The sequence below is a fragment of the Pseudomonas parafulva genome (assembly GCF_000800255.1).
In the GTDB taxonomy this organism is placed as follows: Bacteria; Pseudomonadota; Gammaproteobacteria; order Pseudomonadales; family Pseudomonadaceae; genus Aquipseudomonas; species Aquipseudomonas boreofloridensis.
The window spans coordinates 1267749-1290993 of record NZ_CP009747.1 but is presented as its reverse complement, the minus strand read 5'-3'; the positions used below and the strand labels follow the sequence as shown (position 1 = coordinate 1290993).

The window sequence follows — 23245 nt, the reverse complement described above, 5'->3', positions numbered from 1 at the left end:
AGTGGCATGAAATCCGCACTGCACTGTACAGGCCGCCCATGCAATACACCTGCGACACCGCGCAGGCGCCCGCCGCTCTGCACCCCTGAAGGCCCCCCCATGCTGCGACTACACCCCGACGCCCCTACCCCGCTGGTCAACCAGATCATCGACGGCCTGCGCGCACTCATCGACAACCAGACCCTCAAGCCCGGCGCCAAGGTGCCGTCGATCCGCGCGTTCGCCTCGACCTACTCGGTGAGCACCTTCACCGTCGTCGAAGCCTATGACCGTTTGGTGGCCCAAGGGCTGCTGGTCAGTCGCGGCAACGCCGGTTTCTTCGTCAGTCGCACGGCCGGCGAGGTGCTCGACGCCCAGACCCCGACCGCAGACGCAACCCGACCATCGTTCAACTCGGAATGGTACCTGCAGCAGATCTTCGAAACCCGCCAGTTGCCGTTCAAGCCCGGTTGCGGCTGGCTACCCAACGACTGGATGTATGAAGACGGCCTGCGCCGGGGCATGCGCCAGGTGGCCGGCAGTCCGCTGGAGCTGTCCGGCTACGGCGACCCGATGGGCCTGCCGGAGCTGCGCGCGCTCACCGCGCAGAATCTGCAGCAGGAGCTGTCGATCGTGGTCAACCCGGCGCAGCTGATGCTCACCCACGGCGCCAGTCAGGCACTGGACCTGGCGGTACGCACGCTGGTGCGCCCGGGTGACGTGGTGCTGGTCGACGACCCGGGCTATCCCAACCTGATGAGCATCCTGCGCTTTCAGGGTGCCACGCTGGTGGGGGTGCCGCGCACGCCGGCTGGCTATGACCTGGACCAACTGCAGCGGCTGCTGGCCGAACATCGACCGACGGTGTTCTTCACCCAGCCGCACCTGCACAGCCCAACCTGTTCGCGCACGCCGCTGGCGCAACTGCACCGTCTGCTGCAACTGGCGTCGCAGCATGGGGTGCGCTTGGTGGAGAACAACTTGTATGCGGACATGATCGCCAATCCGCAGCCTTGCCTGGCCAGCCTCGACCACTTGCAGCAGGTGGTGTATGTGGGCAGCTATTCCAAGAGCATCTCGCCGAACGTGCGGGTCGGCTATCTGGTGGCTGAGTCGGAACTGATGCAAAGGTTGTTGCAGTTGAAGATGCGCTCGGGGCTGACCACCTCTCAGGTGATGGAGCGGGTGGTGTATGCGGCGGTGATCGATGGGCGCTGGCGCAAACACCTCAAGCGTCTGCGCCAGCGCCTGGCGCAAGCGCACCAAGTGGTCGGGGGGCGCCTGCAGCGGATGGGGTTCGAGCTGTTCACCGAGTCGGATGAGGGGATGTATATCTGGACGCGGCATCCGGGGATTCCTGATAGCGCGGCGTTGTTGGACGAGGCGCTCGAGGCGGGGGTGATGTTGGGGCCTGGGCAGTTGTTCATGGTCGATGCGGGGGTGACGGGGTGGATGAGGTTCAATGTGGCGTTTAGTTTGGATGAGGGGATGTGGGGGGTCTTGGAGCAGGTTGTTCGGGGGCGGTTGGGGTTGTAGGGGGGCTGGTGGTGCCTGCTATTTTTTGTTGCATCTCTTTGATTTGTATTGGGTTTTAGTCACCTTTTCGCCTTTACGGCGACCCCCTTTTTTTCTTGGAAAAAAGGGGGGCAAAAACCGCTTGCTCCCGCATCCGGCCCCTGCGCTGCGCGCAGGGGTCCCCTCGCGCCGGCGTCGCTCCGGGAGGACCGCGCTTAGGGGCCGTCCTGGCCCCAAGCGCTTGACGGGCATCCATGCCCGTCACCTCCCTGCGCAACGCCTATGCTCGGCCTCCTGAGGTCGCGGTTGGCGGTGTTTGAACTACCGCGCACTAAGATCAAGATCAAGATCAAGATCAAGATCAAGATCAACGGCAACGGCAACGGCAACGGCAACGGCAACGGCAACGGCAACGGCAACGGCAACGGCAACGGCAACGCCGATTTGATCGCGCAGCGCTCCAGAACATCTGCCCCACCGCCCAGCTTCTAAGCGCGCGCCAGTTCAGACGCCGCCCATCGCGACCTCAGGAGGCCGAGCAGAGGTGGCATGGAGGGGGTTGACGGGCATGGATGCCCGTCAAGCGCTTGGGGCCAGGATGGCCCCTAAGCGCGGTACCCCCGGAGTGCCACCGGCGCGAGGGAACCCCGCAGCGCAGCGAAGGGGCCGTATGCGGGAGCAAGCGGTTTTTGCCCCTCTTTTTTCCAAGAAAAAAAGAGGGTCGCCGTAAGGGCGAAAAGGTGACTCAGCCTCAACAAAGCCACCGGATAAGCCCCCAAACCACCCGTCCCCTCCCCAAAAGAATCAATGAAAATCCCGGCTCCTAACCTCAAGCCCCTCCAACAACCCACTGACATCTTCAAGCCGCCGAGCAACAAGATGCAGCACCCCTTTCTCCCGTTCCAACCTCCCCCTGACCTTCAACAACCGAGCCCCCACCAATACCCCCCGCTGCCGCTCCGCCAACTCCCGCCACACCACCACATTCAGCAACCCATGCTCATCCTCAAGCGTCACAAAGGTCACCCCACTGGCAGTTTGCGGTCGCTGCCGCCCCACCACGATCCCAGCCACGGCAACCGCATCCCCATGCCCCAACGCCTCGAGCTCCACCAGACTGCGGCACCCCAACCCCCGCAAACGCCGTCGTAACAGAACCAACGGATGCGGTCCGAGCGTCGTACCCAACGAGGCATAGTCGGCAAACACCTCCTCAGCCACCGTCGGCACCGGCAATGACACCGCCGCTTCCGCCACAGGTTCGAGCCCTGCGAACAAGGGCAACTGCGCCTGCACAGCAGCCACCTGCCAGCGCGCCTGGTGCCGGTCCGCAGCCAGCGCCCTCAGGGCTCCAGCATCGGCAAGACGCGCGCGGGCGCGGCTGTCCAGGGCGGCACGCAAACACAAATCCTCGACATCGCGCCAGGCACGCTGCGCCCGCGCCTGCTCCAGACGCCGCGCATCCTCCTCGCTGAAGCCGCGGATCTGCCGCAACCCCAGACGGATCGCCAAGTCGCCGTCTTCCCTCAATTCCAACGTACAGTCCCATGCACTGTGGAACACATCCACCGCACGCACCTCAATGCCCTGCCGACGCGCGTTCTGCAACAACTGGTCGGGACTGTAGAAACCCATGGGCCAGCTATTGACCAACGCACAGGTGAAGATCGCCGGCTCATGGCACTTCAGCCAACTGCTGGCGTAGCACAACAAGGCGAAGCTGGCCGCATGGGATTCGGGAAACCCATAACTGCCGAAGCCCTTGATCTGCTCGAAGATGCGTTCGGCGAAGGCTGCTTCGTATCCGTTGCGCTGCATGCCTTCGAGCAGCCGCACACGATGTGGCTCCAGCCCCCCGTGTCGCTTCCATGCCGCCATGCTGCGACGTAATTGGTCGGCCTCGCCTGGGCTGTAGTCGGCCGCGACCATCGCCAGCTCCATCACCTGCTCTTGGAACAAAGGCACACCCAGGGTGCGTTCGAACACCGCTTCGAGTTTCTGCGACGGGTAACTGACAGGCTCATCGCCCATGCGACGACGCAAGTACGGGTGCACCATGTCGCCCTGGATCGGCCCAGGCCGCACGATGGCCACCTCGATCACCAGGTCATAGAAGGTGCGTGGCTGCAGGCGCGGCAGCATGGCCATCTGCGCCCGCGACTCGATCTGGAACACGCCCATGGTCTCGGCGCGGCTGATCATCGCATAGGTGGCCGGGTCTTCCTGGGGGATGGTGGCCAGGGTCAGATCACGACCCCGGTGCTGCCTGAGCAGGTCGAAGCAGCGACGCAAAGCGCTGAGCATGCCCAAGGCAAGCACATCGACCTTGAGTAAGCCGACCATGTCCAGGTCGTCCTTGTCCCACTGGATCACCGTGCGTTCGGGCATCGCCGCGTTCTCCACCGGCACCAGGCGATCCAGCGGTTGCTCGGAGATGACGAAGCCGCCGGGGTGCTGCGACAGGTGTCGGGGGAAGCCGATCAATTCGCCCGCCAACACCAGAATGCGCCGCAACCACGGGCTCTGCGCCTCGAAGCCGGCCTCGCTCAGGCGTTGCGCGTCGGGTATGCGGTCGCTCCAGCGTCCGCAGCACTGGGCCAGGGCATCGATCTGGTCGGCCGGCAAGCCCAGCACCCGGGCCACATCGCGTACCGCACCGGCAGCATGGTAGGTACTGACCACCGCAGTCAGTGCTGCGCGATGACGACCATACCGGCGAAACACGTACTGGATGACCTCTTCACGCCGGTCGTGCTCGAAGTCCACGTCGATGTCCGGCGGCTCATTGCGTTCGCGTGACAGAAAACGCTCGAACAGCAGGTGATGGCGGGTGGGGTCCAGCTCGGTGATGCCCAGCACGAAGCACACCACTGAGTTGGCGGCAGAGCCCCGGCCCTGGCAGAGAATGCCTTGGCGTCGAGCGAAGGCGACGATGTCGTGCACCGTCAGGAAGTAGCTTTCGTAGCCCAGTTCTTCGATCAAGGCCAATTCGCGTTGCAACGCCTGATGAACCTCGTCTTCGGCGCCGTCTGGCCAGCGTTCCGGTACGCCCTGCAGGCACAGGTGACGTAACCAGGTGGCGGGGGTATGGGTGTCTGGCACCAACTCGCGCGGGTACTGATACTTGAGCTCGCTCAGGTCGAACCGGCAACGCTCGGCGATGACCAGGGTCTCGGCCAACAGTGGCGCGGGATACAGCTGAGCGAGTTGATCGCGGCTGCGCAAATGTCGCTCGCCGTTGGGGTACAGGTAGCGGCCTGCCTCAGCCACCTTGCAGTGCTGGCGGATGGCGGTCATGCAGTCCTGCAAGGCCCGGCGACCGCGCACATGCATGTGCACATCGCCGCAAGCCACGAGCGGTAATTGCAATTGCTGCGCGAGAAGCTGGACTGCTCGCAGGCGCTGATCGTCGTCGGGGCCACGGTGCAGGTGCAGCGCCAGCCACAAGCGCTCGGGAAACAGGCGCTGCAACCAATCGGCATCGGCATGATCGGCGAGTGAATCGGCAACCCACAGCGCCAGCAGACCTTGGGTGCGATGCTCCAAGTCCTCGGCAAGCAATTGATACTCGCCCTTTTCAGCCCGGCGCCGCGCACGGGTGATCAGCGCACAGAGATTCTGGTAGCCCTCGAGGTTTTCGACCAGCAGCACCAGGCATGGCCCGTCGTGCATCCGCACTTCGCTACCGACGATCAGCCGCACGCCGTGCTCGCGGGCCGCCTGCCAGGCCCTGACGATACCGGCCAAGGTGCATTCGTCGGTTATGGCCAGGGCCTGGTAACCCTGCTCACCTGCCCGACGAAACAGCTCGTCGGCACTTGAGGCGCCGCGCTGGAAGCTGAAGTTCGACAGGCAGTGCAGCTCGGCGTATTCGGGCGGCGTCATGCGAACCAGCCCTGCAGCCACAAGGGTCCAGGCTGCGCGAGATCGCGATAGGCCCAGCCGCGCAAGCCGTCGCGGGTTTCGATGCGGTAGTAGTCGCGGCGCACGTCGCCACCGTCCCACCAGCCCGACTCGATGCGTTCGGCCTTGCCCAACCAGTGCACACCCGATTCGGGCAAGGCTTGAGCCTGGCTCAGCAGCCAGCCAGGACGGCTGCCAGGGATGACCACAAGGCCGCTCGCCGCGCCCTGCTCCGCTGTCTGCCAAGCGTGTTCCGGACGATGATCGGCAGCGGCGCACAGGCTCTTGACCGCCTCGTCGCCCAAGCGGGCGCGCAGACGCTCGCGCAATTGCTCCCAGGGCTGGGCCTGCTGCGCACGCGGGTCGAACAACGCTCGGTGCTGGGGCACGAACGCTGGCAGGTCCTCGGCCAGCAAGCGCAAGGTGCGCACTGGGGCGGCAATACGCAAGGGCTCGAGGCGACCACGCGCCAGCTCGAACAACATCGCAGGCTCCCGCTCGGCAGCCAGCAGGCCAACCTTGAGTACGGTGTCCGGACCTTCGACATGCTCCAGGTGCAGCTCGAAGCGCTGCACGCCACAGTCACGTCCGGCAAGAAAGGCTGCCAGGTCGTTGAGCAGACGGCGCAACGGAAACAGCAACGCCTGATGCGACTCGACATCGAAATTCAATTCCAGCCGTGACTCGAAGCGATCAGGCGGCTGATAGAAATCCAGGCCAAGGGCACGCAGGCCGAACAGGTGATCCAGGTGTAACTGCACACTGGCGGCGAAGCGTCGGGCCACGGCATCGCGAGGCAAAGCCTGCACCTGCGCGAGTCGATGCAGGCCCATGCGGGACAACGCCTGGGCAGCCTCGGTCGGCAAACCGACGCGGTCCAGCGGCATGTTCGCCAACGCGGCGCGGGTCTGCTCGGGGCAGGTCAGCGCGAGGCCATCGTGACCGTTTGCCAGCATGCGAGCGGCCACTGGATTGCTCGCCAGCACGATGCGATGGCGCAGGCCCAACGCCTGCAGCTCTTCGCGCAGGCGCGCCTCGAAACGTGACCAGGGGCCGAACAATTGCAGGCTCGAGCCCACTTCCAGCAGCAGTGCGCGTGGGTAGTGCAGGCTGACCTGGGCGCTGAAGCGGTAGGCCCAGGCTGCCAGCAGTTGCTGGACCTGCTCGATGCGCGCCGGTTCCACCTCGACACAGGTGAATCCTTCGGCCAAGGCGCGGGCGGCGGTCAGCGTCTGGCCCGCACGCAGCCCCAGCGCTGCGGCGGCGCCATTGACCGCTTGCAACACCCGACGCTGCGCGGGACCGGCCAACAGCACCAGCGGCGCATCGGCGTCGTCGCGTCCGCGCAGGACGGTGTCCAGCGCCAGTTGCGGCAGCAGGATGCAAGCCCAGAGCATGGCGCATCAACCTCGCCCGGCAGTGCTGATGGGGGCCGCAGGCACCAGGCCACCGCGGCACTTGAGCACCCGCCACTGCGCCGGGCGGGTATCGATAGCGATGCGCAGGGCCGCAGGCGATGGGTTGTGTGCCGCCTGTTGCGGGCGACAGGCGAACGCCAGCGCCTCACCGGTTTCGGCAGCCACCTGCAAGCGACGCAAGGCGCGATCGTCGACCCGCTCCGGCCAGCACAGCACCGCCGCACAACTGCCCGAACGCAGGCATTGCTCGGCAGCCCAGAGCGCTTCGTCCGGTTTGGCCTCGACCTGCGCCAGCCAGCGCAGGTCGACCCCGGCGGCCTGCCAGGCCGGGGCATAGGGAATGAACGGCGGCGCCACCAGCAGCACCCGCCCGCCCTCACCGCTCAGGCGCGCCAACGTCGGCCACAACAAGTGCAACTCGCCGCAGCCCGGGCTGGCCAGCAGCAGTTCACTGAGCGCCGCCGGTGGCCAGCCGCCTTCGGGCAAGCGTGCATCCAGGTCGGCATGACCGGTGGGCTGCAGGCCCAGGGCACGGGGCTGAGCCTGTCGCCCGCGCCAGACACGACGCTGGTCGAGCAGCGCGTCGAGATCGACCACCGCGCCCATCAGTCACGCCTCACCAGGCCACAGAACACCCCTTCGATGCAGAAGTCGTGCTCGGGGCCGACCTCGATAGCAGCATAGGCCGGGTTGCGCGGCAGCAGCCGATACCCACCGTTGACCCGCTCCAGCCGCTTGATGGTGACCTCGCCGTCGAGCCGGGCGACGACGATCTGCCCGTCGCGGGCCTCGGCCTGCTGCAGGATGCCCACCAGATCGCCATCGAGTATGCCGTCGCCGATCATCGAGTCGCCGCGCACCTTCAGCAGATAGTCCGGTGTGAGCCGAAACAGGCTGGGGTCGATCAGCAGTTGCTCGTGGATGTCCAGATCCGGCCCGATCGGCGCACCGGCGGCCACCCGACCGAGCACCGGCAACTCCAGCACCTGCGGACGGCGCGCGGGTTGGGCCAGGCGAATGCCTCGCGCCTGGTTGGGCGTGACCTCGATGAACCCCGCCTGATGCAAGGCGCTGATGTGCTTGCGGGCCACACTCCGCGAAGCGAAGCCGAAGCGCTGGGCGATGTCGGCCAGACTCGGTGGCTGACCGTGTTCGGCGATGCGTTCACGGATAAAGTCGAGGATGGCGCGGCGTTTGGGAGTGAGCGTATTCATGGAGCACATTTGTACTCTTTTCGTAAAACACTGAACAGCCCCCTTCGTCGCCACATTGGTTATAGTGGCCGCTGAATTGTTTCTTCACCTGACAGGAAGCCCGATGCTGACCGCCCTGCTGTTCGACCTCGACGGGACCCTTACCGATACCGACACCCTGCACCTGCAGGCCTTTCGCAAGCTGCTGCACGATCACGACGGTCGCGAGCTGACCCAGACACAGTTCAACGAACAGGTCAGCGGTCGCTCCAACGGCCTGCTGTTCAAGGAACTGTTCCCTCAGGCCGATGCCGCCCAATGCCAGGCCTTGGCCGAACGCAAGGAGGCACTGTTCCGCGAGCTGTCGCCCCGCCTCGAACCCCTGCCCGGTCTGCTGCGCCTGCTGGCGCACGCCGAGCAGCAAGGCCTGGGTATGTGCGTGGTCACCAATGCGCCACGCCTGAATGCCGAACACATGCTTCAGGCCCTGGGGCTGATCGAACGCTTCGAGCATGTGCTGGTGGCTGACGAGCTGGCGCGGCCCAAGCCCGATCCCCTGCCCTATCTCACTGGGCTGCAACGCCTGAACGCCAAGGCCGAGCAGGCGCTGGCCTTCGAGGATTCGCTGCCGGGCGTGAAAGCAGCGGTCGATGCCGGCATCTTCACCGTGGCCCTGGCCACCACCCAGCCGGCCGAGCGCCTGCTGCAGGCGGGGGCAGGACTGGTGATCGACGATTACCAGGACCCGCGCCTATGGACACTGATCAGGTCCATGCAAGCCAACGCCTGATGCACGAATGCCAGGGGCGCAGCGCTCAACCCCGAGCGCGTCGCCCCTGTATCAGGAAGACCAACAGCCCGATTGCCGGCAACGCCGCGCCCACCAGCACCACGCCTGTCCAGCCGTGCCCGGCGTAAACGGCGCTGGCCACCGCTGAGCCGAGCGCGCCGCCAATGAAGATACTGGTCATGTACAGGGCATTGAGCCGTCCACGGCTGGCCGGATCCAGTGCATACACCTCGCGTTGACCGATCACCATGTTCATCTGCACGGCAAAATCCAGCAGCACACCGGTCAGCGCCAGGCCCACCACACTCGCCCCCGGCGCTGTCAGCCCGAACAGCAGCGACAGCGGCGCCAGCGTCAGGGCCAACAGGGTGCCCAGACGCGCATGGCCCGCGTCGGCCATGCGCCCGGCAATCGGTGCGGCGATCGCGCCCACCGCGCCGATCAGGGCGAATACGGCGATCTGGCTCTGCGACAAACCGTGCTCCTGCGTCAGCGCCAGGGGTACGGCAGTCCAGTACAGGCTGAACCCACCGAACATCAGCGCCTGATACAACGCGCGCTGTCGCAACGGCCGGTGGCGCCGCAACAGCCCGGCCAACGAGGCCATCAGCGCCGCATAACTGGCCCTGTGTTCAGGCACCCGACGCGGCAAGGTCAGTGCCAGCAACAGCACCATCGCCGCCATCAGCCCCGCGGCCGCGATGAATACGGCACGCCAGCCGAAATGGTCGGCGATCAGGCTCGATAGCGGACGCGCCAGCAGAATCCCCAGCAGCAGACCGCCCATGATGTTGCCCACCACACGCCCGCGTTGATGCTCCGGTGTCAGGTGGGCCGCCAGCGGAATGAGCATCTGCACCGACACCGAACTGAAGCCGATCAGCAAGGCATAGGCCAGGAACAGATGGCCCTGCCCCTGGCCGCTGCTGCCGGCCAGCAACAGGCTGACGCACGCCAGGACAGCCGTGGCGATCATCAGCCGGCGGTTCTCCAGCAAGTCGGCCAGCGGTACCAGCAGCAGCAGGCCCAGGGCATAGCCGATCTGGGTGAGCGACACGATCAGACTGGCGCGCTCGGTGGACAGCCCCAGGTCCGGCGCGATCAGGCCGACCATGGGCTGGGCGTAGTACAGGTTGGCGACGATGGCGCCGCAGCAGAACGCGAGCAGCATCACCAGACCTCGGCTCATTGACGCGGCGGCGGGTGAAGTCAAGGTGCGGGGACTTGTCATGGTCAGATTCATACCGGGCGGAGTATGCCGCGCACCTTAGCGGCTACGCAGCGCGGAGGAAACCATGAGGACGCGAGATGCGCGAAGTAGCTGACTGCGACCCAGGGTCGCGGCGGATCACAGACGCAAAACCGGCTTTAGAACACCGCAAAGCAGTCACTTAACAGATAAAATCTGACAGATTCGTCAAAGAATGACGTATCAGTTTGTAAACGTTGTTACATCGAACAAGTGGTCACGAATCGTGGCGACATGGCATCATTGACGTCAAAAATCTTACACATCGTGACGAAAGCATACTTTGCCGTAGCTCACCCGGCGCCAGATGTTTTGCCTAGATCCCGCGACACGCCGGCCACCGAGGGCCTGCCTGCCACATCCAAGGAGTAGCGAGATGCAGTTAAGGAATATGAAGATCGGAATCAGGGCGGCGTGTGTCTTCGCACTGCTGGGCGTGCTGGTGCTGATCATGGGCCTGGTCGCCCTGTACGAGACCCGGCGCATGGACAGCGCCACCGACGAAATCCGCGTGACCTGGATGCCGGCGATCATCGCCCTCAATGAGGTCGGTACCAGCCTGGGCCGGGCCCGTGCACTCACCTTGCGCAGCGTGATCGAAGAAGACCCCACCGCACGCCAAGCCACGCTCAGCCACATCGGCGACATCAACAACGAGCTTGCCGAAGGTATCAAGACCTACGAGGCTACCATCGAGGAACAGGACGACCGCGCCCTGTTCAACACCTTCACCCGCTTGTCCGAGCGCTACCACGGCCTGCAGAAGTCCATCCGCGAGGCTGCCGCCAATGGCGATATCGCCCAGGCCCAGCGCCTGGTCAACGGCCCGCTCGCCGAATACGCCGACACCATGATGAAAGCCCTCGGCGAGTTGATGCAGTACAACACCAACGGCGCGGACAAAGCCTCTCAACTGAGCAGCGACACCTACGACGAAGCCTTCCTGCTGATCGTCGCCGCGCTGGTCACCATTCTCATCGCCCTGGCCGCCATCGCCGTGTTGCTGACCCGCAGTATCGTGCTGCCCTTGGGCGAGGCCGTGCGGGTAGCCGAACGCGTGGCCACCGGTGACCTCACCCAAGAGATTCACATCGTCGGCCGTGACGAGCCGGCCTTGCTGCTGCGCGCCCTGAGCCGCATGCAGCAGAACCTGCGCGACACCATCCGGCAGATCGCAGCGTCCTCAGACCAACTGGCCTCGGCCTCCGAAGAGCTGCACACGGTCACCGAAGACACCAGCCGCGGCCTGCATCAGCAGAGTGCCGAGATCGATCAGGCGGCCACTGCCGTCAACCAAATGACGGCGGCGGTAGAAGAAGTGGCGAACAACGCGGTCAGCACGGCCGATGCGTCCAAAGGCGCCGACCAGACCACCCGCGACGGCCGCGATCAGGTCAACCAGGCCTTGAGCTCGATCCAGCATCTGGTCGAAGACGTTACCGGCACCTCCAGCGAGATCGAAGCGCTGGCCACCAGCGCCAATGAGATCAGCCGCGTACTGGATGTGATTGGCTCGATTGCCGGGCAGACCAACCTGCTGGCACTCAACGCGGCCATCGAAGCGGCGCGCGCGGGCGAAGCCGGACGCGGCTTCGCCGTGGTGGCTGACGAGGTGCGGGCACTGGCGCACCGCACGCAGCAGTCCACGGCGGAAATCGAACAGATGATCGGTGGTATCCAGACCGGCACCGAGCGCGCCGTCGGTTCGATGCACAGCAGTCAGGGGCGTGCCAGCGGCACCTTGAAAGTGGCCCAGGCCGCTGGCCAAGCGCTGGAGTTGATCGCCGAGGCCATCGCGGCGATCAACCAGCGCAACCTGGTGATCGCCAGTGCCTCGGAACAGCAAGCGCAGGTGGCCCGCGAAGTGGACCGTAATCTGGTCAACATCCGTGACCTGGCGATGCAGACCTCGGCGGGAGCCAACCAGACCAGCGCGGCGGCGCAGGACCTATCGCGCCTGGCGGTGGAGTTGAATGGGATGGTGGCGAAGTTCAAAGTCTGATTCAGAGAGACCGGGGCCGCCCTGCGGCCCCTAGCGCTTCATTCATTTACCCGCACCACCCTCCCCGCCTTCACCGGCTGCCCGCGCGTGGCCAGGCAGTAGTAAAGCGGCACGGTCACCAGCAGACCGAACAACCACGACAAGTCCGCACCTTCGACAAGATTCGAGTAGGGCCCCACATACAGCGCGGTATTGGCGAACGGCAACTGCACCAGAATCCCGCACACGTAGGCGACGATGGCGTGATGGTTGAAGCGTCCATAGATGCCGCCATCTGCGCGGAAGAACGAGGCGATGTCGTACACGCCCTTCTTGATCAGGTAGAAGTCCACCAGGTTGATCGACGCCCAGGGCACCAGCACCAGCAGCAGTGCCAGGATCAAGCCGATGAACTGACCGATGAAGCCGGCCGAGGCGTTGAGTGCCACCAGCGCACAGCCCAGCAGAATCAGCGAAGCCAGCACCACCCGCACGCGCACGCTCGGCGTCCACCGAGCGGCGAACGTCTGGATCGCGGTGACGATCGACAGCACCGCCCCGTACAGATTCAGCGCGTTGTGACTGACGATGTTGAGCAGGAACAGCACCATCAGAATCGGTCCGAGCCAGCCGGTGGCCTGCTTCACCGCATCCATGGCATCGGTGCCTTCGGGCACGCACAACACCGCCACCGCGCCAAAGCTGAAGCACAGGATAGTGCCCAGGGTGGCGCCGAAGTAGGTCGCCCAGAATGGCTTGGCGATGCCGATTTCCTTGGGCAGATAGCGCGAGTAGTCCGAGGTGTAGGGCGAGAAGCTGATCTGCCAGATGGTGCCCAGCGACACGGTGGCGATGAAGCCCGACAGGTTGAAGGCGCCGCGGCTGTAGAAGTCGGCCGGCAGGTCCTGGGCGAACATCATGATGAAGCCGGCCAGCAGCGCCGAACCCATCACCCAGGTGCCGATGCGGTTCAGGCTATGGATGAAGCGATAGCCGATCACCCCGATGGCCGTAGCGCTCAGGGCGCCGATCACGATCGCGCTCGGCATCGGCACGCTCGGGGCGATGCCATGGATCGACTTGCCCGCCAGGACGATATTGGAAATGAAGAAGCCGACGTAGATCAACGCGGTGAAGAACACGATCAGCAACGCGCCGTAGCGCCCGAACTGACCGCGGCTCTGCACCATCTGCGGAATGCCCAGCTGCGGTCCCTGCGCAGAGGCCAGGGCGATGACGATACCGCCCAGCAGATGCCCCATCACGATGGCGACCAGACCCCACATCAGGTTCAGGTGAAACACCTGGATCACCATCGCGCCGGTGACGATCGGCAGGGGGGCGATGTTGGTGCTGAACCAGAGGGTGAACAGGTCGCGCGCCTTCCCGTGGCGCTCGGAGGGGGGAACATGATCGACCGTATGATTCTCGACAAACTGGTGTTGCGACGACGGTTGGGACATAGGATTTCAGCTCGAAAGGATCATTTTTATCGTTGTATGGAAACCGCTCTGGGCGGCCTCTCAGCTGAAGACCATATTATGGTATTCCAAACTTTTGACAACACTGCTCCGCACTTTTTCGGCGCACCTGATCCGTTTAGCGCCTCACGCCAGGGCAGTCGCCTAGCCCAGCGGACCAGTGATTACGGGCTTTGCACCGTTCATCGCCGCCCCTGGGTCGCGGAAAAATTCGCTTGCAATATAGGTATTACGGTATACCATCAGACACATCAACGATAAAAACCGCGGACCACCGCACGCCCCATCGAGGTAACGCCATGATCGACGCAACCCTCTATAAGCACGTCCTGGGCTCCTTCCCCTCCGGCGTCACCGTCATCACCACCCTGGACGACGACGGCTCGGTCGTCGGCCTCACTGCCAGCGCTTTTTCCTCCCTGTCGATGGACCCGCCGTTGGTGCTGTTCTGCCCCAACTACAGCTCCGACTCCTACCCCGTGCTGATCAAGCAGAAGCGCTTCGCCATCCATCTGCTCTCCGGCGATCAGCAGGCCGAAGCCTATGCGTTCGCGAAAAAGGGCAAGGACAAGGCCAACGGCATCGAGTGGACCCTGAGCGCCTTGGGCAATCCCCTGCTGACCGGTGCCACGGCGATCATCGAGTGCGAGCTGTGGCGCGAATACGAAGGCGGCGATCACGCCATCATGGTGGGCAAGGTGCACAACCTGATCGTCCCCGACGAGGCCCCCAGCCCGATGATCTATTGCCGCGGCAAGATGGCCAGCCTGCCCGCGCTCGCCTGACACCACCTGTCTGAGCGAGCGACAGGGATCTGACCTGAGTACACGGCCCGAGCCGTTGTCATCCGCCCCCTGCCCCGCCAGGCGACCACCACTCGCTCCGAGGAAAACCCCATGAAATTTTCGCTGTTCGTGCACATGGAACGTTGGGATGACCAGGTCAGCCACCGCCAACTGTTCGAGGACCTGACCGAACTGACCCTGATGGCCGAGCGCGGCGGATTCAGCACGGTCTGGATCGGCGAACACCACGCCATGGAATACACCATCTCGCCAAGCCCAATGCCGCTGCTGGCCTACCTGGCCGCCCGCACCGAAACCATTCGCCTGGGCGCCGGCACCATCATCGCGCCGTTCTGGAACCCGATCCGCGTGGCGGGCGAATGCGCCCTGCTCGATGTCATCAGCAACGGCCGCATGGAAGTGGGTCTGGCCCGCGGCGCCTACCAGTTCGAGTTCGACCGCATGGCCGGCGGTATGCCCGCCACCGACGGCGGCAAGGCCCTGCGCGAAATGGTCCCGGCGGTGCGCGCGCTGTGGCAGGGCGACTACGCCCACCAAGGCGAGGTGTACAACTTCCCCACCTCGACCAGCGTGCCCAAGCCGGTACAGGCGGGCATGCCGCCGATGTGGATCGCTGCGCGCGACCCGGACTCGCACAACTTCGCGGTCAAGCATGGCTGCAACGTCATGGTCACCCCATTGATGAAGGGCGACGAGGAAGTGCTGGACCTGAAAAACAAGTTCCAGGCCGCTCTGGATAACAACCCCGAGGTGCCACGCCCGCAACTGATGGTGCTGCGCCACACCCACGTGCACAGCCCGGCCGACCCGGACGGCTGGAAAGTCGGCGCCCAGGCCATCTCGCGCTTCTACCGCACCTTCGACGCCTGGTTCGGCAACAAGACCACGCCGGTCGATGGTTTCCTGGAGCCGAGCCCGGAGTCCAAGTTCGCCGAAGTGCCGGCGTTCGCGCTGGACAACATCCGCAAGAACACCATGATCGGCACCCCCGAAGAAATCATCGCGCGCATCCGCTACTACCAGGCGTTAGGTGTCGATGAGTTCAGCTTCTGGTGCGACAACAGCCTGCCGCACGAAGAAAAGCGCAAGTCGCTGGAGCTGTTCATCAAGGAAGTGGTCCCGGCCTTTGCCTGAGACAGGCCGTCACAAGCGGCAGGTTGATCGCAGCCTGCGTTGACTTGCCGCTTGAAGCTCGCCACTTGGCACTTCCATAATTGGTATTATGGCATACCATAAGACAAAACTGGTTAATCACTGTCTTTCCTCACCAGGAGCCCCCCATGAGTTTCGAAATCCGCAAGATCGTCACCTACTCCGAAGAAACCCGCATCGAAGGCGGCAAGGCCACCGACAAGCCAGTGACCATGGTCGGCCTGGCCGTGGTGATCAAGAACCCATGGGCCGGTCGCGGTTTCGTTGAAGACCTCAAGCCAGAAATCCGTGCCAACTGCTCCGAGCTGGGCGCCCTCATGGTCGAGCGCCTCACGGCAGCCATCGGCGGCGCGGACAAGATCGAAGCCTACGGCAAGGCAGCGGTAGTGGGTGCCGACGGCGAGATCGAGCACGCCTCGGCGGTGATCCACACCCTGCGTTTCGGCAATCACTACCGCGAGGCCGTGCAGGCCAAGAGCTACCTGAGCTTCACAAACAAGCGCGGCGGCCCTGGCACTTCGATCCAGATCCCGATGATGCAAAAGGACGACGAGGGCCTGCGTTCGCACTACATCACCCTGGAAATGCAGATCGAAGACGCCCCGCGCGCCGACGAGATCGTCGTGGTCCTGGGCGCAGCCGACGGCGGCCGCCTGCATCCGCGCATCGGTAACCGCTACATCGACCTGGAAGAACTGGCGGCCGAGAAAGCCAGCGCCCAATAACGACCTGCACACCGGCCGCAGCGACGCGTCGACGCTGCGGCCTTCAAGGAGCACCACCCATGATTCAGCCTGTCGCTGAACGTACACCGGCCGGGACCAGCTACCTGAGCCTCGGCCAGGGCCAACCCGTGGTGCTGATCCACGGCGTGGGCCTGAACAAGGAAATGTGGGGCGGACAATTCGTCGGCCTGGCCGCCGATTACCGGGTCATCGCCTACGACATGCTCGGCCATGGCCAGAGCGCTCGCCCCGCTGTCGATACCGACCTGCAAGGCTACGCCGCGCAACTGGTCGAGTTGCTCGATCATCTGCAGATCGCCCAGGCCACCGTGATCGGCTTCTCCATGGGCGGGCTGATCGCTCGCGCCTTCGCCCTGCACTATCCGCAGCGGCTGTCGGCGCTGGTGGTGCTCAACAGCGTGTTCAACCGCAGCCCCGAGCAAAGCGCCGGGGTCATCGCCCGCGCCGCCCAGGCCGCCGAACTGGGCCCGGACGCCAACGTCGATGCGGCGCTGGAGCGCTGGTTCAGCCGTGAATACAAGGCCGCCAATCCGGCCCAGGTCGCGGCCATCCGTCAGGTGCTGGCCGGCAACGACCCGCAGGGCTACCACACCACCTATTCGCTGTTCGCCACCCAGGACATGTACCGCGAAGCCGACCTGGGCAGCATCCAGGTGCCGACGCTGATCGCCACCGGCGAACTCGACACCGGCTCCACCCCGGCCATGACCCGCCAGCTCGCCGCGCGCATTCCCGGCGCCCGCAGCGTGGTGCTGGCCGAGCAACGGCATATGATGCCGGTGGAAGCCCCACGTGACGTCAACCGCATGCTGCTGGACTTCCTGCGCGAAGCGCGCACCCTCACCGAATCCGCCAAGGGGATAGTTGCATGACCCTCGTTCGTTTCCAGATGTGCATCGACGGCCAGTGGCGCGATGCCCAGAGCGGCAAGACCTTCGACAGCCTCGATCCTTCCACCGCCCAGGCTTGGGCGCAATTGCCCGATGCCGACGCGCAGGACGTCGAACTGGCCGTGCAGGCCGCCCAACGCGCCTTCGACAACCCAGCCTGGCGCAGCCTCACCGCCACTGCGCGCGGCAAGTTGCTGCGCCGCCTCGGCGACCTGATCGCCGAGAACAAGGAACACCTGGCGCAACTGGAAAGCCGTGACAACGGCAAGCTGATCCGCGAGACCCGCGGCCAGGTCGGCTATCTGCCGGAGTTCTTCCACTACACCGCCGGTCTGGCCGACAAGCTCGAAGGCGGCACCCTGCCGCTGGACAAGCCCGACCTGTTCGCCTACACCGTGCACGAGCCGATCGGCGTGGTAGCGGGCATCATCCCCTGGAACAGCCCGTTGTACTTGACCGCGATCAAGCTGGCCCCGGCACTGGCCGCCGGTAACACCATCGTCCTCAAGCCGTCCGAGCACGCCTCGGCGACCATTCTCGAACTGGCCCGCCTGGCCCTCGAGGCAGGCTTCCCTGCGGGCGTGGTCAACGTGGTGACGGGCTACGGCCCCAGTACCGGTGCCGCCCTCACCCGTCACCCGCTGGTGCGCAAGATCGCCTTCACCGGCGGCGCCGTCACGGCCCGCCATGTGGTGCGCAGCAGTGCCGAAAACTTCGCCAAGCTGTCGCTGGAACTGGGCGGCAAGTCGCCCAACATCATCTTCGCCGACGCCGACCTGGACAGTGCCATCAATGGCGCGGTCGCAGGTATCTACGCCGCCTCCGGGCAAAGCTGCGTGGCCGGTTCGCGCCTGCTGGTGCAGGACGAGATCTTCGATGAGTTCGTCGCACGCCTGATCGAGCGCGCCAAGCGTATTCGTATCGGCAACCCGCAGGACGAGGCCAGCGAAATGGGCCCCATGGCCACGGCCCAGCAACTGGCGGTGGTGGAAGGCCTGGTGGCCGCGGCCCAGGCCGAAGGCGCCAAGCTGCGCCTGGGCGGCAAGCGCGCCGAGGTCGAGGGCGACGGCTGGTTCTACGAACCGACCCTGTTCGAATGCGACAGCCATTCGATGACCATCATGCAAGAGGAAGTGTTCGGTCCGGTCGCGGCAGTGATCCGCTTCAAGACCGAGGAACAGGCCCTGGCCATGGCCAACGACTCGCAGTTCGGCCTGGCCGCCGGCATCTGGACCCGCGACCTGGGCCGAGCCCATCGCCTGGCGCGCGACGTGCGCTCGGGCATCATCTGGGTCAACACCTATCGCGCCGTTTCGGCCATGGCGCCGATCGGCGGTTTCAAGAACAGCGGCTACGGCCGTGAGAGCGGCATCGATTCGGTGCTCGCCTATACCGAGCTGAAGACCGTGTGGATCAACTTGTCCACCGCGCCGATGCCCGATCCGTTTGTGATGCGTTGAAGAGGTAGCACGAGATGATCGAACCTGGCATCTACAAAGACGTGATGGGCTCCTTCCCGTCCGGCGTCACCGTGGTCACCACCCTCGATCCGCAGGGCGGTATCGTCGGCATCACCGCCAGCGCCTTCAGTGCGCTGTCGATCGAACCGGCGCTGGTGTTGTTCTGCCCCAACTACGCCTCCGACACCTACCCGATCCTGCGCGACAGCAAGCAGTTCGCCATCCACCTGCTGTCCGCCGAGCAGACGGCCGAGGCCTATGCCTTCGCGGGCAAAGGCAAGGACAAGGCCAAGGGCATCGACTGGCACCTGAGCGAGCTGGGTAACCCGCTGCTGGCCAAGGCCACGGCGATCATCGAGTGCGAGCTGTGGCGCGAGTACGATGGCGGTGATCATGCGATCATCGTCGGCGCCGTGAAGAACCTGGTGCTGCCGGCCGAACCGGTGACGCCAATGCTCTATCACAAGGGCAAGCTCGGCGCGCTGCCGCCGCTGGGCTGAGAACCGGGGTTGAATTCATCGTCGGTGAGCCGACGATGGATTCACCCCAGCCTTCGCGCTCATTTCATCTTATCGACCCTCTCCAGGAGCCCTGCCGATGAGCAACGAGAAGTACGAAAAAGGCCTGCAGATCCGCACCCAGGTGCTGGGCGAGGCGTACGTCAACCGTTCGATGCAGAACGCCGACGATTTCACCAAGCCGCTGCAGGACCTGGTCACCGAATACTGCTGGGGCCATGTCTGGGGCCGTGACGGCTTGTCGCTCAAAGAGCGCAGCATGATAAACTTGGCGATGATTTCCGCCCTCAACCGCCCCCACGAGCTCAAGCTGCACATCCGCGGCGCTTTGCGTAATGGTCTGAGCCGGGAACAGATTCGTGAAATCCTGCTCCAGGTCGGCATCTATTGCGGCGTACCCGCGGCGGTGGACAGCTTCCGCCTGGCCCGCGAAGCGTTCGCCGAAGCCGACGCGGAGCCCACCCGTTAACAGCGGGCTGTCGAACCACTGCAAGGAGCGTCTGGGTTCGGGGCGCTTCGAGCCTGGCGCAACAGCCACACACAGAGCTCCCCTGATGAAACGCCAGCCACTCGACGACAGCTTCAAGGTCAACCGCAACCCCGTCACGCTCCGCGAAATCGTGCTCGACAAGCTGCGCGCGGCGATCATGAACTTCCACCTGCTGCCCGGCGACCGCCTGGTCGAGCGCGACCTCTGTGACCGCCTGGGCGTCAGCCGCACCTCGGTGCGTGAAGCGCTGCGTCACCTGGAGTCCGAAGGCCTGGTGGAGTTCGCCGACGCCAAGGGCCCGCGAGTGGCAATCATCACCTTGGAGGATGCGCGCGACATCTACGAGCTGCGCTGCGTACTCGAAGGGCTGATCGTCCAACTGTTCACCCTCAACGCCAAGGCCAAGGACATCCGCGCCCTCGAGCGTGCCCTGGAAGTGAACCGTGAAGCGCTGGAAGAAGGCGAGCTGCAGCAGGTGCTCGATTCGGTGCAAGGCTTCTACGATGTGCTGCTCGAAGGCTCGGGCAACCACGTCGCCGCCACCCAGTTGCGCCAGTTGCAGGCCCGCATCAGCTACCTGCGCGCCACCTCGGTGTCGCAGCAGAACCGCCGTGGGGCCAGCAACCGGGAGATGGAGAAGATGGTCGAGGCGATCAAGAGCGGCGACCCGAAAGCAGCGCACCAGGCCTCCGTCGATCACGTGCGCGCCGCCGCCAAGGTGGCCCTTGAGTACCTGCGCCAGAAGCAGGACGACAACGCCCAGGTGCGCGACATCGTCGCGCCCTTGGCCCTGAAGGACCCTCGCATAGGCCGCTGACATGCCCAACGCCCCGCGCTACTGCCCGCACTGCACCACGGCACTGGACCGGGGCGTCCCCACCGGCGACACCCATGCTCGCCAGCACTGCCCGGCCTGCGGCTATATCCACTACATCAATCCGAAGATCATCGCCGGCTGCATCATCGAGCGCGACGGTCGCTACCTGCTGTGCCAGCGCGCCATCCCGCCGCGCCCTGGTACCTGGACGCTGCCAGCCGGGTTCATGGAGGCCGGGGAAACCACCGAGCAGGCGGCGCTGCGCGAGGTGTGGGAGGAGACCGGCGTGCGCGCCGACATCGTCTCGCCTTACTCGATCTTCAGCGTGCCGAAGATCAGCGAGGTGTACATCGTCTTCCGCGCCATCGCCACCGAGGAAACCGGCCAATTCGGCCCCGAAACCCTCGACTACCGTTTCTTCGCACCCGAAGACATTCCCTGGGACGAGATCTACTACCCTGCGATCCGGCAGATCCTCGAGCGCTATATCCTCGAACGCCAGGCAGGTGTGTATGGCATATACATGGGCAACGACGACAGCGGCAAAGTGCACTTCATGCGCTGAGCCGCACTGCACGTCCGATCGGCACAAATCGCTCGCCAGCCAGCCATTCCCGGTGCACCCTATGCGCTCCTGACAAGCGAAGCGGCAATTTTCATGGCGAATTGGCTGGAAGGCGGCGGACACATGGCCGAGCGCATCCGCACCCACGACTGGGCGGCAACGCCGCTTGGCCCTCTGGACACTTGGCCCGATGTCCTCAAGACCACCGTGGCGCTGTGCCTGGGCTCGCGCTTCGCCCAGGCGGTGCTGTGGGGCGACGAGCTGATCACCCTGTACAACGACGCCTTCATCGAAATCCTCGGGGACAAGCCCCTGGCCCTGGGCCGTCCGTTCAGCCATGTGTGGCAGGAGGCCTGGAGCGAGATCGAAGGTATGGCGCAGCGCGCCCTCGCGGGTGAAGCCGTGTACATCGAAGACTTCCCGTTGATCATCGAACGCCATGATCGGCCCGAACGGGCCTATTTCACCTTCTGCTACAGCCCGATCCGTGACCAGCACGGTCGCGTGGTCGGCATGCTCGACACGGTCAACGAAACCACCGCCAACGTGGTGGCCAACCAGCGTCTGAAATTTCTCGACGACCTTGGCCGCGCCGTGGCCAACGTCACCGAGCCGGAGTGCATTCTGGCCATCACCACGGCTCGACTGGGCGAGCATCTGAACCTGTCCAGTTGCGCCTACGCGCTAATGGCCCCGGACCAGGATGGCTTCACCGTCTGCGGCGACTGGGTCGCCCCTGGGTTACCGCAATTGCTTGGCCAGTACCGGCTGGCCGACTTCGGGCAGTTGGCCCAGCAGCGCCTGCGCGCCGGTGATGCGCTGGTGATCAACGACCGCGACGCCGAACTTGATCCCGCCGAGGCCGTGGCTTTCGCCGGCATGGGCGTCAGCGCGACGATCTGCAGGCCGCTGGTCAAGGACGGGCGCCTGACGGCCCTGATGGCCATCAACGACCAGCAGCCCCGGCTGTGGACCGGCTACGAGTACGCGCTGATCAGCGAAGTGACCGAGCGCTCCTGGGCACACATCCAGCGCGTGCAGGCCAGCACCGAGGCGCGCGAGACGCTACAGGCGCTAGAGGTGCTCAACGCCACGCTGGAACAGCGGGTGGAGGAACGCACCGAACAGTTGCTGCACACCGAAGCGCTGCTGCGCCAGACCCAGAAACTCGAAGCCATCGGCCAGCTCACCGGCGGCGTGGCCCACGACTTCAACAACCTGCTGACCATCATCCGCTCTTCCCTGCACTTCCTGCAGCGTCCGGACCTGGACGACAGCCGCCGTCAGCGCTATCTCAAAACCGTGGCCGACACCGTCGATCGCGGCGCCAAGCTCACCGGCCAGTTGCTGGCCTTCGCCCGGCGCCAGGCCCTCAGCCCGCAGGTATTCGAAGCCGGGCCACGGCTCGAGGCCATGGCCGAAATGCTCGATACCGCGACCGGCGCACGCATCCAGGTCAACCTGGAACTGCCGGACCAGCCGTGCCATATCCGTGCCGACCTCGCCCAACTGGAGACGGCTGTGATCAACCTGATGATCAACGGCCGCGATGCCATGAATGGTGAAGGCGTGCTGCGCCTGCGCCTGCAGCCGGACCAGGTGGCGCCGACGCTGCATGGGCAACCGGGCCTGGGTGGAACCTTCGCCGCGATCTCGGTGATCGACAACGGCGTGGGCATCGCCCAGGACCTGCTCGAACGTATTTTCGACCCGTTCTTCACCACCAAGGCGTCCGGCCAGGGCACGGGCCTGGGCCTGTCGCAGGTGTTCGGTTTCGTCAAGCAATCCGGCGGCGACGTCCAGGTCACCAGCGTGCCCGGCCAGGGCACCACCTTTACCCTTTATCTGCCGCAGGAAATCGCTACCGACGCCCACGCCGCCCCCGAGCCCAGCTCGCCGGTCACCGTGGAGCACGGGCCACGGCGAATACTGGTGGTGGAAGACAACCGCGACCTGGGCAGCTTCACCGCGCAGATTCTCAAGGACCACGGCTACCAAGTCAGTTGGGCCACCTCGGCCGAAGATGCCCTGGCGCAGATGCACATGACCGAAGACCCCTTCGACGTGGTGTTCTCAGATGTGGTGATGCCTGGCATGGGCGGCTTGGCCCTGGCCCGCCAACTGCGTCGCAGCCAACCGCACCTGCCAGTGATCCTGGCTTCCGGATACAGCGATGCCATCGCTGAAGGCGGCCATCAAGGCTTTCCCTTCCTGGCCAAACCTTACTCGGCCGAACAGGTGTGTCAGCTGCTCGACAGCGTCCTGGGCGGCTAGCACCGCCCGTCGCGCGAA

At 64.9% G+C, this 23245-nt stretch carries 20 protein-coding genes; 14 read left to right on the top strand and 6 right to left on the bottom strand.

The window, feature by feature from the left end; translation table 11 throughout:
• Positions 1 to 99 precede the first annotated feature (99 nt).
• Positions 100 to 1515, top strand: coding sequence for a PLP-dependent aminotransferase family protein (locus NJ69_RS05725; RefSeq protein WP_039577012.1), 1416 nt, complete (start codon positions 100 to 102; stop codon positions 1513 to 1515).
• A gap of 291 nt (positions 1516 to 1806) precedes the next feature.
• Positions 1807 to 1986 carry a hypothetical protein gene (locus tag NJ69_RS05720; protein ID WP_052192201.1) on the top strand — a complete coding sequence of 60 codons (180 nt, stop codon included), beginning with the start codon at positions 1807 to 1809 and terminating at the stop codon, positions 1984 to 1986.
• A gap of 312 nt (positions 1987 to 2298) precedes the next feature.
• Here NJ69_RS05720 and NJ69_RS05715 read toward each other — a convergent pair whose 3' ends face one another.
• The 4 genes from NJ69_RS05715 to lexA are packed head-to-tail and all read right to left on the bottom strand — an operon-like array spanning position 2299 to position 8038.
• Complete coding sequence (locus tag NJ69_RS05715; RefSeq protein ID WP_240326972.1) at positions 2299 to 5400, bottom strand: error-prone DNA polymerase; 3102 nt, start codon at positions 5398 to 5400, stop codon at positions 2299 to 2301.
• Complete coding sequence (locus NJ69_RS05710; protein ID WP_039577007.1) at positions 5376 to 6794, bottom strand: Y-family DNA polymerase; 1419 nt, start codon at positions 6792 to 6794, stop codon at positions 5376 to 5378. The genes NJ69_RS05715 and NJ69_RS05710 overlap by 25 nt, the downstream gene beginning before the upstream one ends.
• A gap of 6 nt (positions 6795 to 6800) precedes the next feature.
• Positions 6801 to 7421: a translesion DNA synthesis-associated protein ImuA gene (gene imuA, locus NJ69_RS05705; RefSeq protein ID WP_039577004.1), complete on the bottom strand. Its 621-nt coding sequence runs from the start codon at positions 7419 to 7421 to the stop codon at positions 6801 to 6803.
• On the bottom strand, positions 7421 to 8038 hold the full coding sequence (gene lexA, locus NJ69_RS05700; RefSeq protein WP_039577002.1) for a transcriptional repressor LexA: 618 nt from the start codon (positions 8036 to 8038) through the stop codon (positions 7421 to 7423). Before lexA ends, imuA begins: the two co-directional genes overlap by 1 nt.
• Before the next feature lie 94 nt (positions 8039 to 8132).
• On the opposite strand from lexA, the gene NJ69_RS05695 reads away from it, so the two are divergent.
• Complete coding sequence (locus NJ69_RS05695; RefSeq protein ID WP_039576998.1) at positions 8133 to 8798, top strand: HAD family hydrolase; 666 nt, start codon at positions 8133 to 8135, stop codon at positions 8796 to 8798.
• 25 nt (positions 8799 to 8823) lie between these two features.
• Here the strand turns inward: NJ69_RS05695 and NJ69_RS05690 are convergent, their stop codons facing one another.
• Complete coding sequence (locus NJ69_RS05690) at positions 8824 to 10029, bottom strand: MFS transporter (RefSeq protein ID WP_432416631.1); 1206 nt, start codon at positions 10027 to 10029, stop codon at positions 8824 to 8826.
• Between the two features lie 325 nt (positions 10030 to 10354).
• On the opposite strand from NJ69_RS05690, the gene NJ69_RS05685 reads away from it, so the two are divergent.
• On the top strand, positions 10355 to 12049 hold the full coding sequence (locus NJ69_RS05685) for a methyl-accepting chemotaxis protein (protein WP_432416630.1): 1695 nt from the start codon (positions 10355 to 10357) through the stop codon (positions 12047 to 12049).
• A 38-nt stretch (positions 12050 to 12087) separates the two neighbouring features.
• Here the strand turns inward: NJ69_RS05685 and NJ69_RS05680 are convergent, their stop codons facing one another.
• Positions 12088 to 13491, bottom strand: coding sequence for a purine-cytosine permease family protein (locus NJ69_RS05680; RefSeq protein WP_039576992.1), 1404 nt, complete (start codon positions 13489 to 13491; stop codon positions 12088 to 12090).
• Between the two features lie 317 nt (positions 13492 to 13808).
• Between NJ69_RS05680 and NJ69_RS05675 the strand changes: the two genes are divergently transcribed.
• From NJ69_RS05675 to NJ69_RS05630, 10 genes are all read left to right on the top strand, one after another.
• Positions 13809 to 14294, top strand: a complete 486-nt coding sequence (locus tag NJ69_RS05675; RefSeq protein WP_039576989.1) for a flavin reductase family protein — start codon at positions 13809 to 13811, stop codon at positions 14292 to 14294.
• A 111-nt stretch (positions 14295 to 14405) separates the two neighbouring features.
• Complete coding sequence (locus NJ69_RS05670; protein ID WP_029613157.1) at positions 14406 to 15449, top strand: LLM class flavin-dependent oxidoreductase; 1044 nt, start codon at positions 14406 to 14408, stop codon at positions 15447 to 15449.
• A 146-nt stretch (positions 15450 to 15595) separates the two neighbouring features.
• The gene (locus tag NJ69_RS05665) at positions 15596 to 16192 is read left to right on the top strand and encodes an amino acid synthesis family protein (protein ID WP_029613156.1); all 597 of its coding nucleotides are present in this window, start codon (positions 15596 to 15598) and stop codon (positions 16190 to 16192) included.
• Between the two features lie 59 nt (positions 16193 to 16251).
• Positions 16252 to 17085, top strand: coding sequence for an alpha/beta fold hydrolase (locus NJ69_RS05660; RefSeq protein ID WP_039576986.1), 834 nt, complete (start codon positions 16252 to 16254; stop codon positions 17083 to 17085).
• Complete coding sequence (locus tag NJ69_RS05655) at positions 17082 to 18563, top strand: aldehyde dehydrogenase (protein WP_039576983.1); 1482 nt, start codon at positions 17082 to 17084, stop codon at positions 18561 to 18563. Before NJ69_RS05660 ends, NJ69_RS05655 begins: the two co-directional genes overlap by 4 nt.
• Before the next feature lie 14 nt (positions 18564 to 18577).
• Positions 18578 to 19063: a flavin reductase family protein gene (locus NJ69_RS05650; protein ID WP_039576980.1), complete on the top strand. Its 486-nt coding sequence runs from the start codon at positions 18578 to 18580 to the stop codon at positions 19061 to 19063.
• 97 nt (positions 19064 to 19160) lie between these two features.
• Complete coding sequence (gene pcaC, locus NJ69_RS05645; protein WP_029613154.1) at positions 19161 to 19550, top strand: 4-carboxymuconolactone decarboxylase; 390 nt, start codon at positions 19161 to 19163, stop codon at positions 19548 to 19550.
• Between the two features lie 85 nt (positions 19551 to 19635).
• Complete coding sequence (locus NJ69_RS05640) at positions 19636 to 20388, top strand: GntR family transcriptional regulator (protein ID WP_029613153.1); 753 nt, start codon at positions 19636 to 19638, stop codon at positions 20386 to 20388.
• A 1-nt stretch (position 20389) separates the two neighbouring features.
• Positions 20390 to 20953: an NUDIX hydrolase gene (locus NJ69_RS05635; protein WP_039576977.1), complete on the top strand. Its 564-nt coding sequence runs from the start codon at positions 20390 to 20392 to the stop codon at positions 20951 to 20953.
• 93 nt (positions 20954 to 21046) lie between these two features.
• The gene (locus NJ69_RS05630) at positions 21047 to 23227 is read left to right on the top strand and encodes a GAF domain-containing hybrid sensor histidine kinase/response regulator (RefSeq protein WP_039576973.1); all 2181 of its coding nucleotides are present in this window, start codon (positions 21047 to 21049) and stop codon (positions 23225 to 23227) included.
• Positions 23228 to 23245 lie beyond the last annotated feature (18 nt).

Excerpts from the sequence above, each read along its gene's own strand:
- NJ69_RS05685 (WP_432416630.1), top strand. The coding sequence starts at position 10,355 with ATGTTTTGCCTAGATCCCGCGACACGCCGGCCACCGAGGGCCTGCCTG.
- NJ69_RS05650 (WP_039576980.1), top strand. The coding sequence starts at position 18,578 with ATGATCGAACCTGGCATCTACAAAGACGTGATGGGCTCCTTCCCGTCC.
- NJ69_RS05630 (WP_039576973.1), top strand. The coding sequence starts at position 21,047 with ATGGCGAATTGGCTGGAAGGCGGCGGACACATGGCCGAGCGCATCCGC.
- NJ69_RS05675 (WP_039576989.1), top strand. The coding sequence starts at position 13,809 with ATGATCGACGCAACCCTCTATAAGCACGTCCTGGGCTCCTTCCCCTCC.
- NJ69_RS05635 (WP_039576977.1), top strand. The coding sequence starts at position 20,390 with ATGCCCAACGCCCCGCGCTACTGCCCGCACTGCACCACGGCACTGGAC.
- lexA (WP_039577002.1), bottom strand. The coding sequence starts at position 8,038 with ATGTGCTCCATGAATACGCTCACTCCCAAACGCCGCGCCATCCTCGAC.
- NJ69_RS05690 (WP_432416631.1), bottom strand. The coding sequence starts at position 10,029 with ATGACAAGTCCCCGCACCTTGACTTCACCCGCCGCCGCGTCAATGAGC.
- NJ69_RS05660 (WP_039576986.1), top strand. The coding sequence starts at position 16,252 with ATGATTCAGCCTGTCGCTGAACGTACACCGGCCGGGACCAGCTACCTG.
- NJ69_RS05695 (WP_039576998.1), top strand. The coding sequence starts at position 8,133 with ATGCTGACCGCCCTGCTGTTCGACCTCGACGGGACCCTTACCGATACC.
- NJ69_RS05680 (WP_039576992.1), bottom strand. The coding sequence starts at position 13,491 with ATGTCCCAACCGTCGTCGCAACACCAGTTTGTCGAGAATCATACGGTC.
- NJ69_RS05725 (WP_039577012.1), top strand. The coding sequence starts at position 100 with ATGCTGCGACTACACCCCGACGCCCCTACCCCGCTGGTCAACCAGATC.
- NJ69_RS05655 (WP_039576983.1), top strand. The coding sequence starts at position 17,082 with ATGACCCTCGTTCGTTTCCAGATGTGCATCGACGGCCAGTGGCGCGAT.
- NJ69_RS05640 (WP_029613153.1), top strand. The coding sequence starts at position 19,636 with ATGAAACGCCAGCCACTCGACGACAGCTTCAAGGTCAACCGCAACCCC.
- NJ69_RS05670 (WP_029613157.1), top strand. The coding sequence starts at position 14,406 with ATGAAATTTTCGCTGTTCGTGCACATGGAACGTTGGGATGACCAGGTC.
- imuA (WP_039577004.1), bottom strand. The coding sequence starts at position 7,421 with ATGGGCGCGGTGGTCGATCTCGACGCGCTGCTCGACCAGCGTCGTGTC.
- NJ69_RS05665 (WP_029613156.1), top strand. The coding sequence starts at position 15,596 with ATGAGTTTCGAAATCCGCAAGATCGTCACCTACTCCGAAGAAACCCGC.
- pcaC (WP_029613154.1), top strand. The coding sequence starts at position 19,161 with ATGAGCAACGAGAAGTACGAAAAAGGCCTGCAGATCCGCACCCAGGTG.
- NJ69_RS05710 (WP_039577007.1), bottom strand. The coding sequence starts at position 6,794 with ATGCTCTGGGCTTGCATCCTGCTGCCGCAACTGGCGCTGGACACCGTC.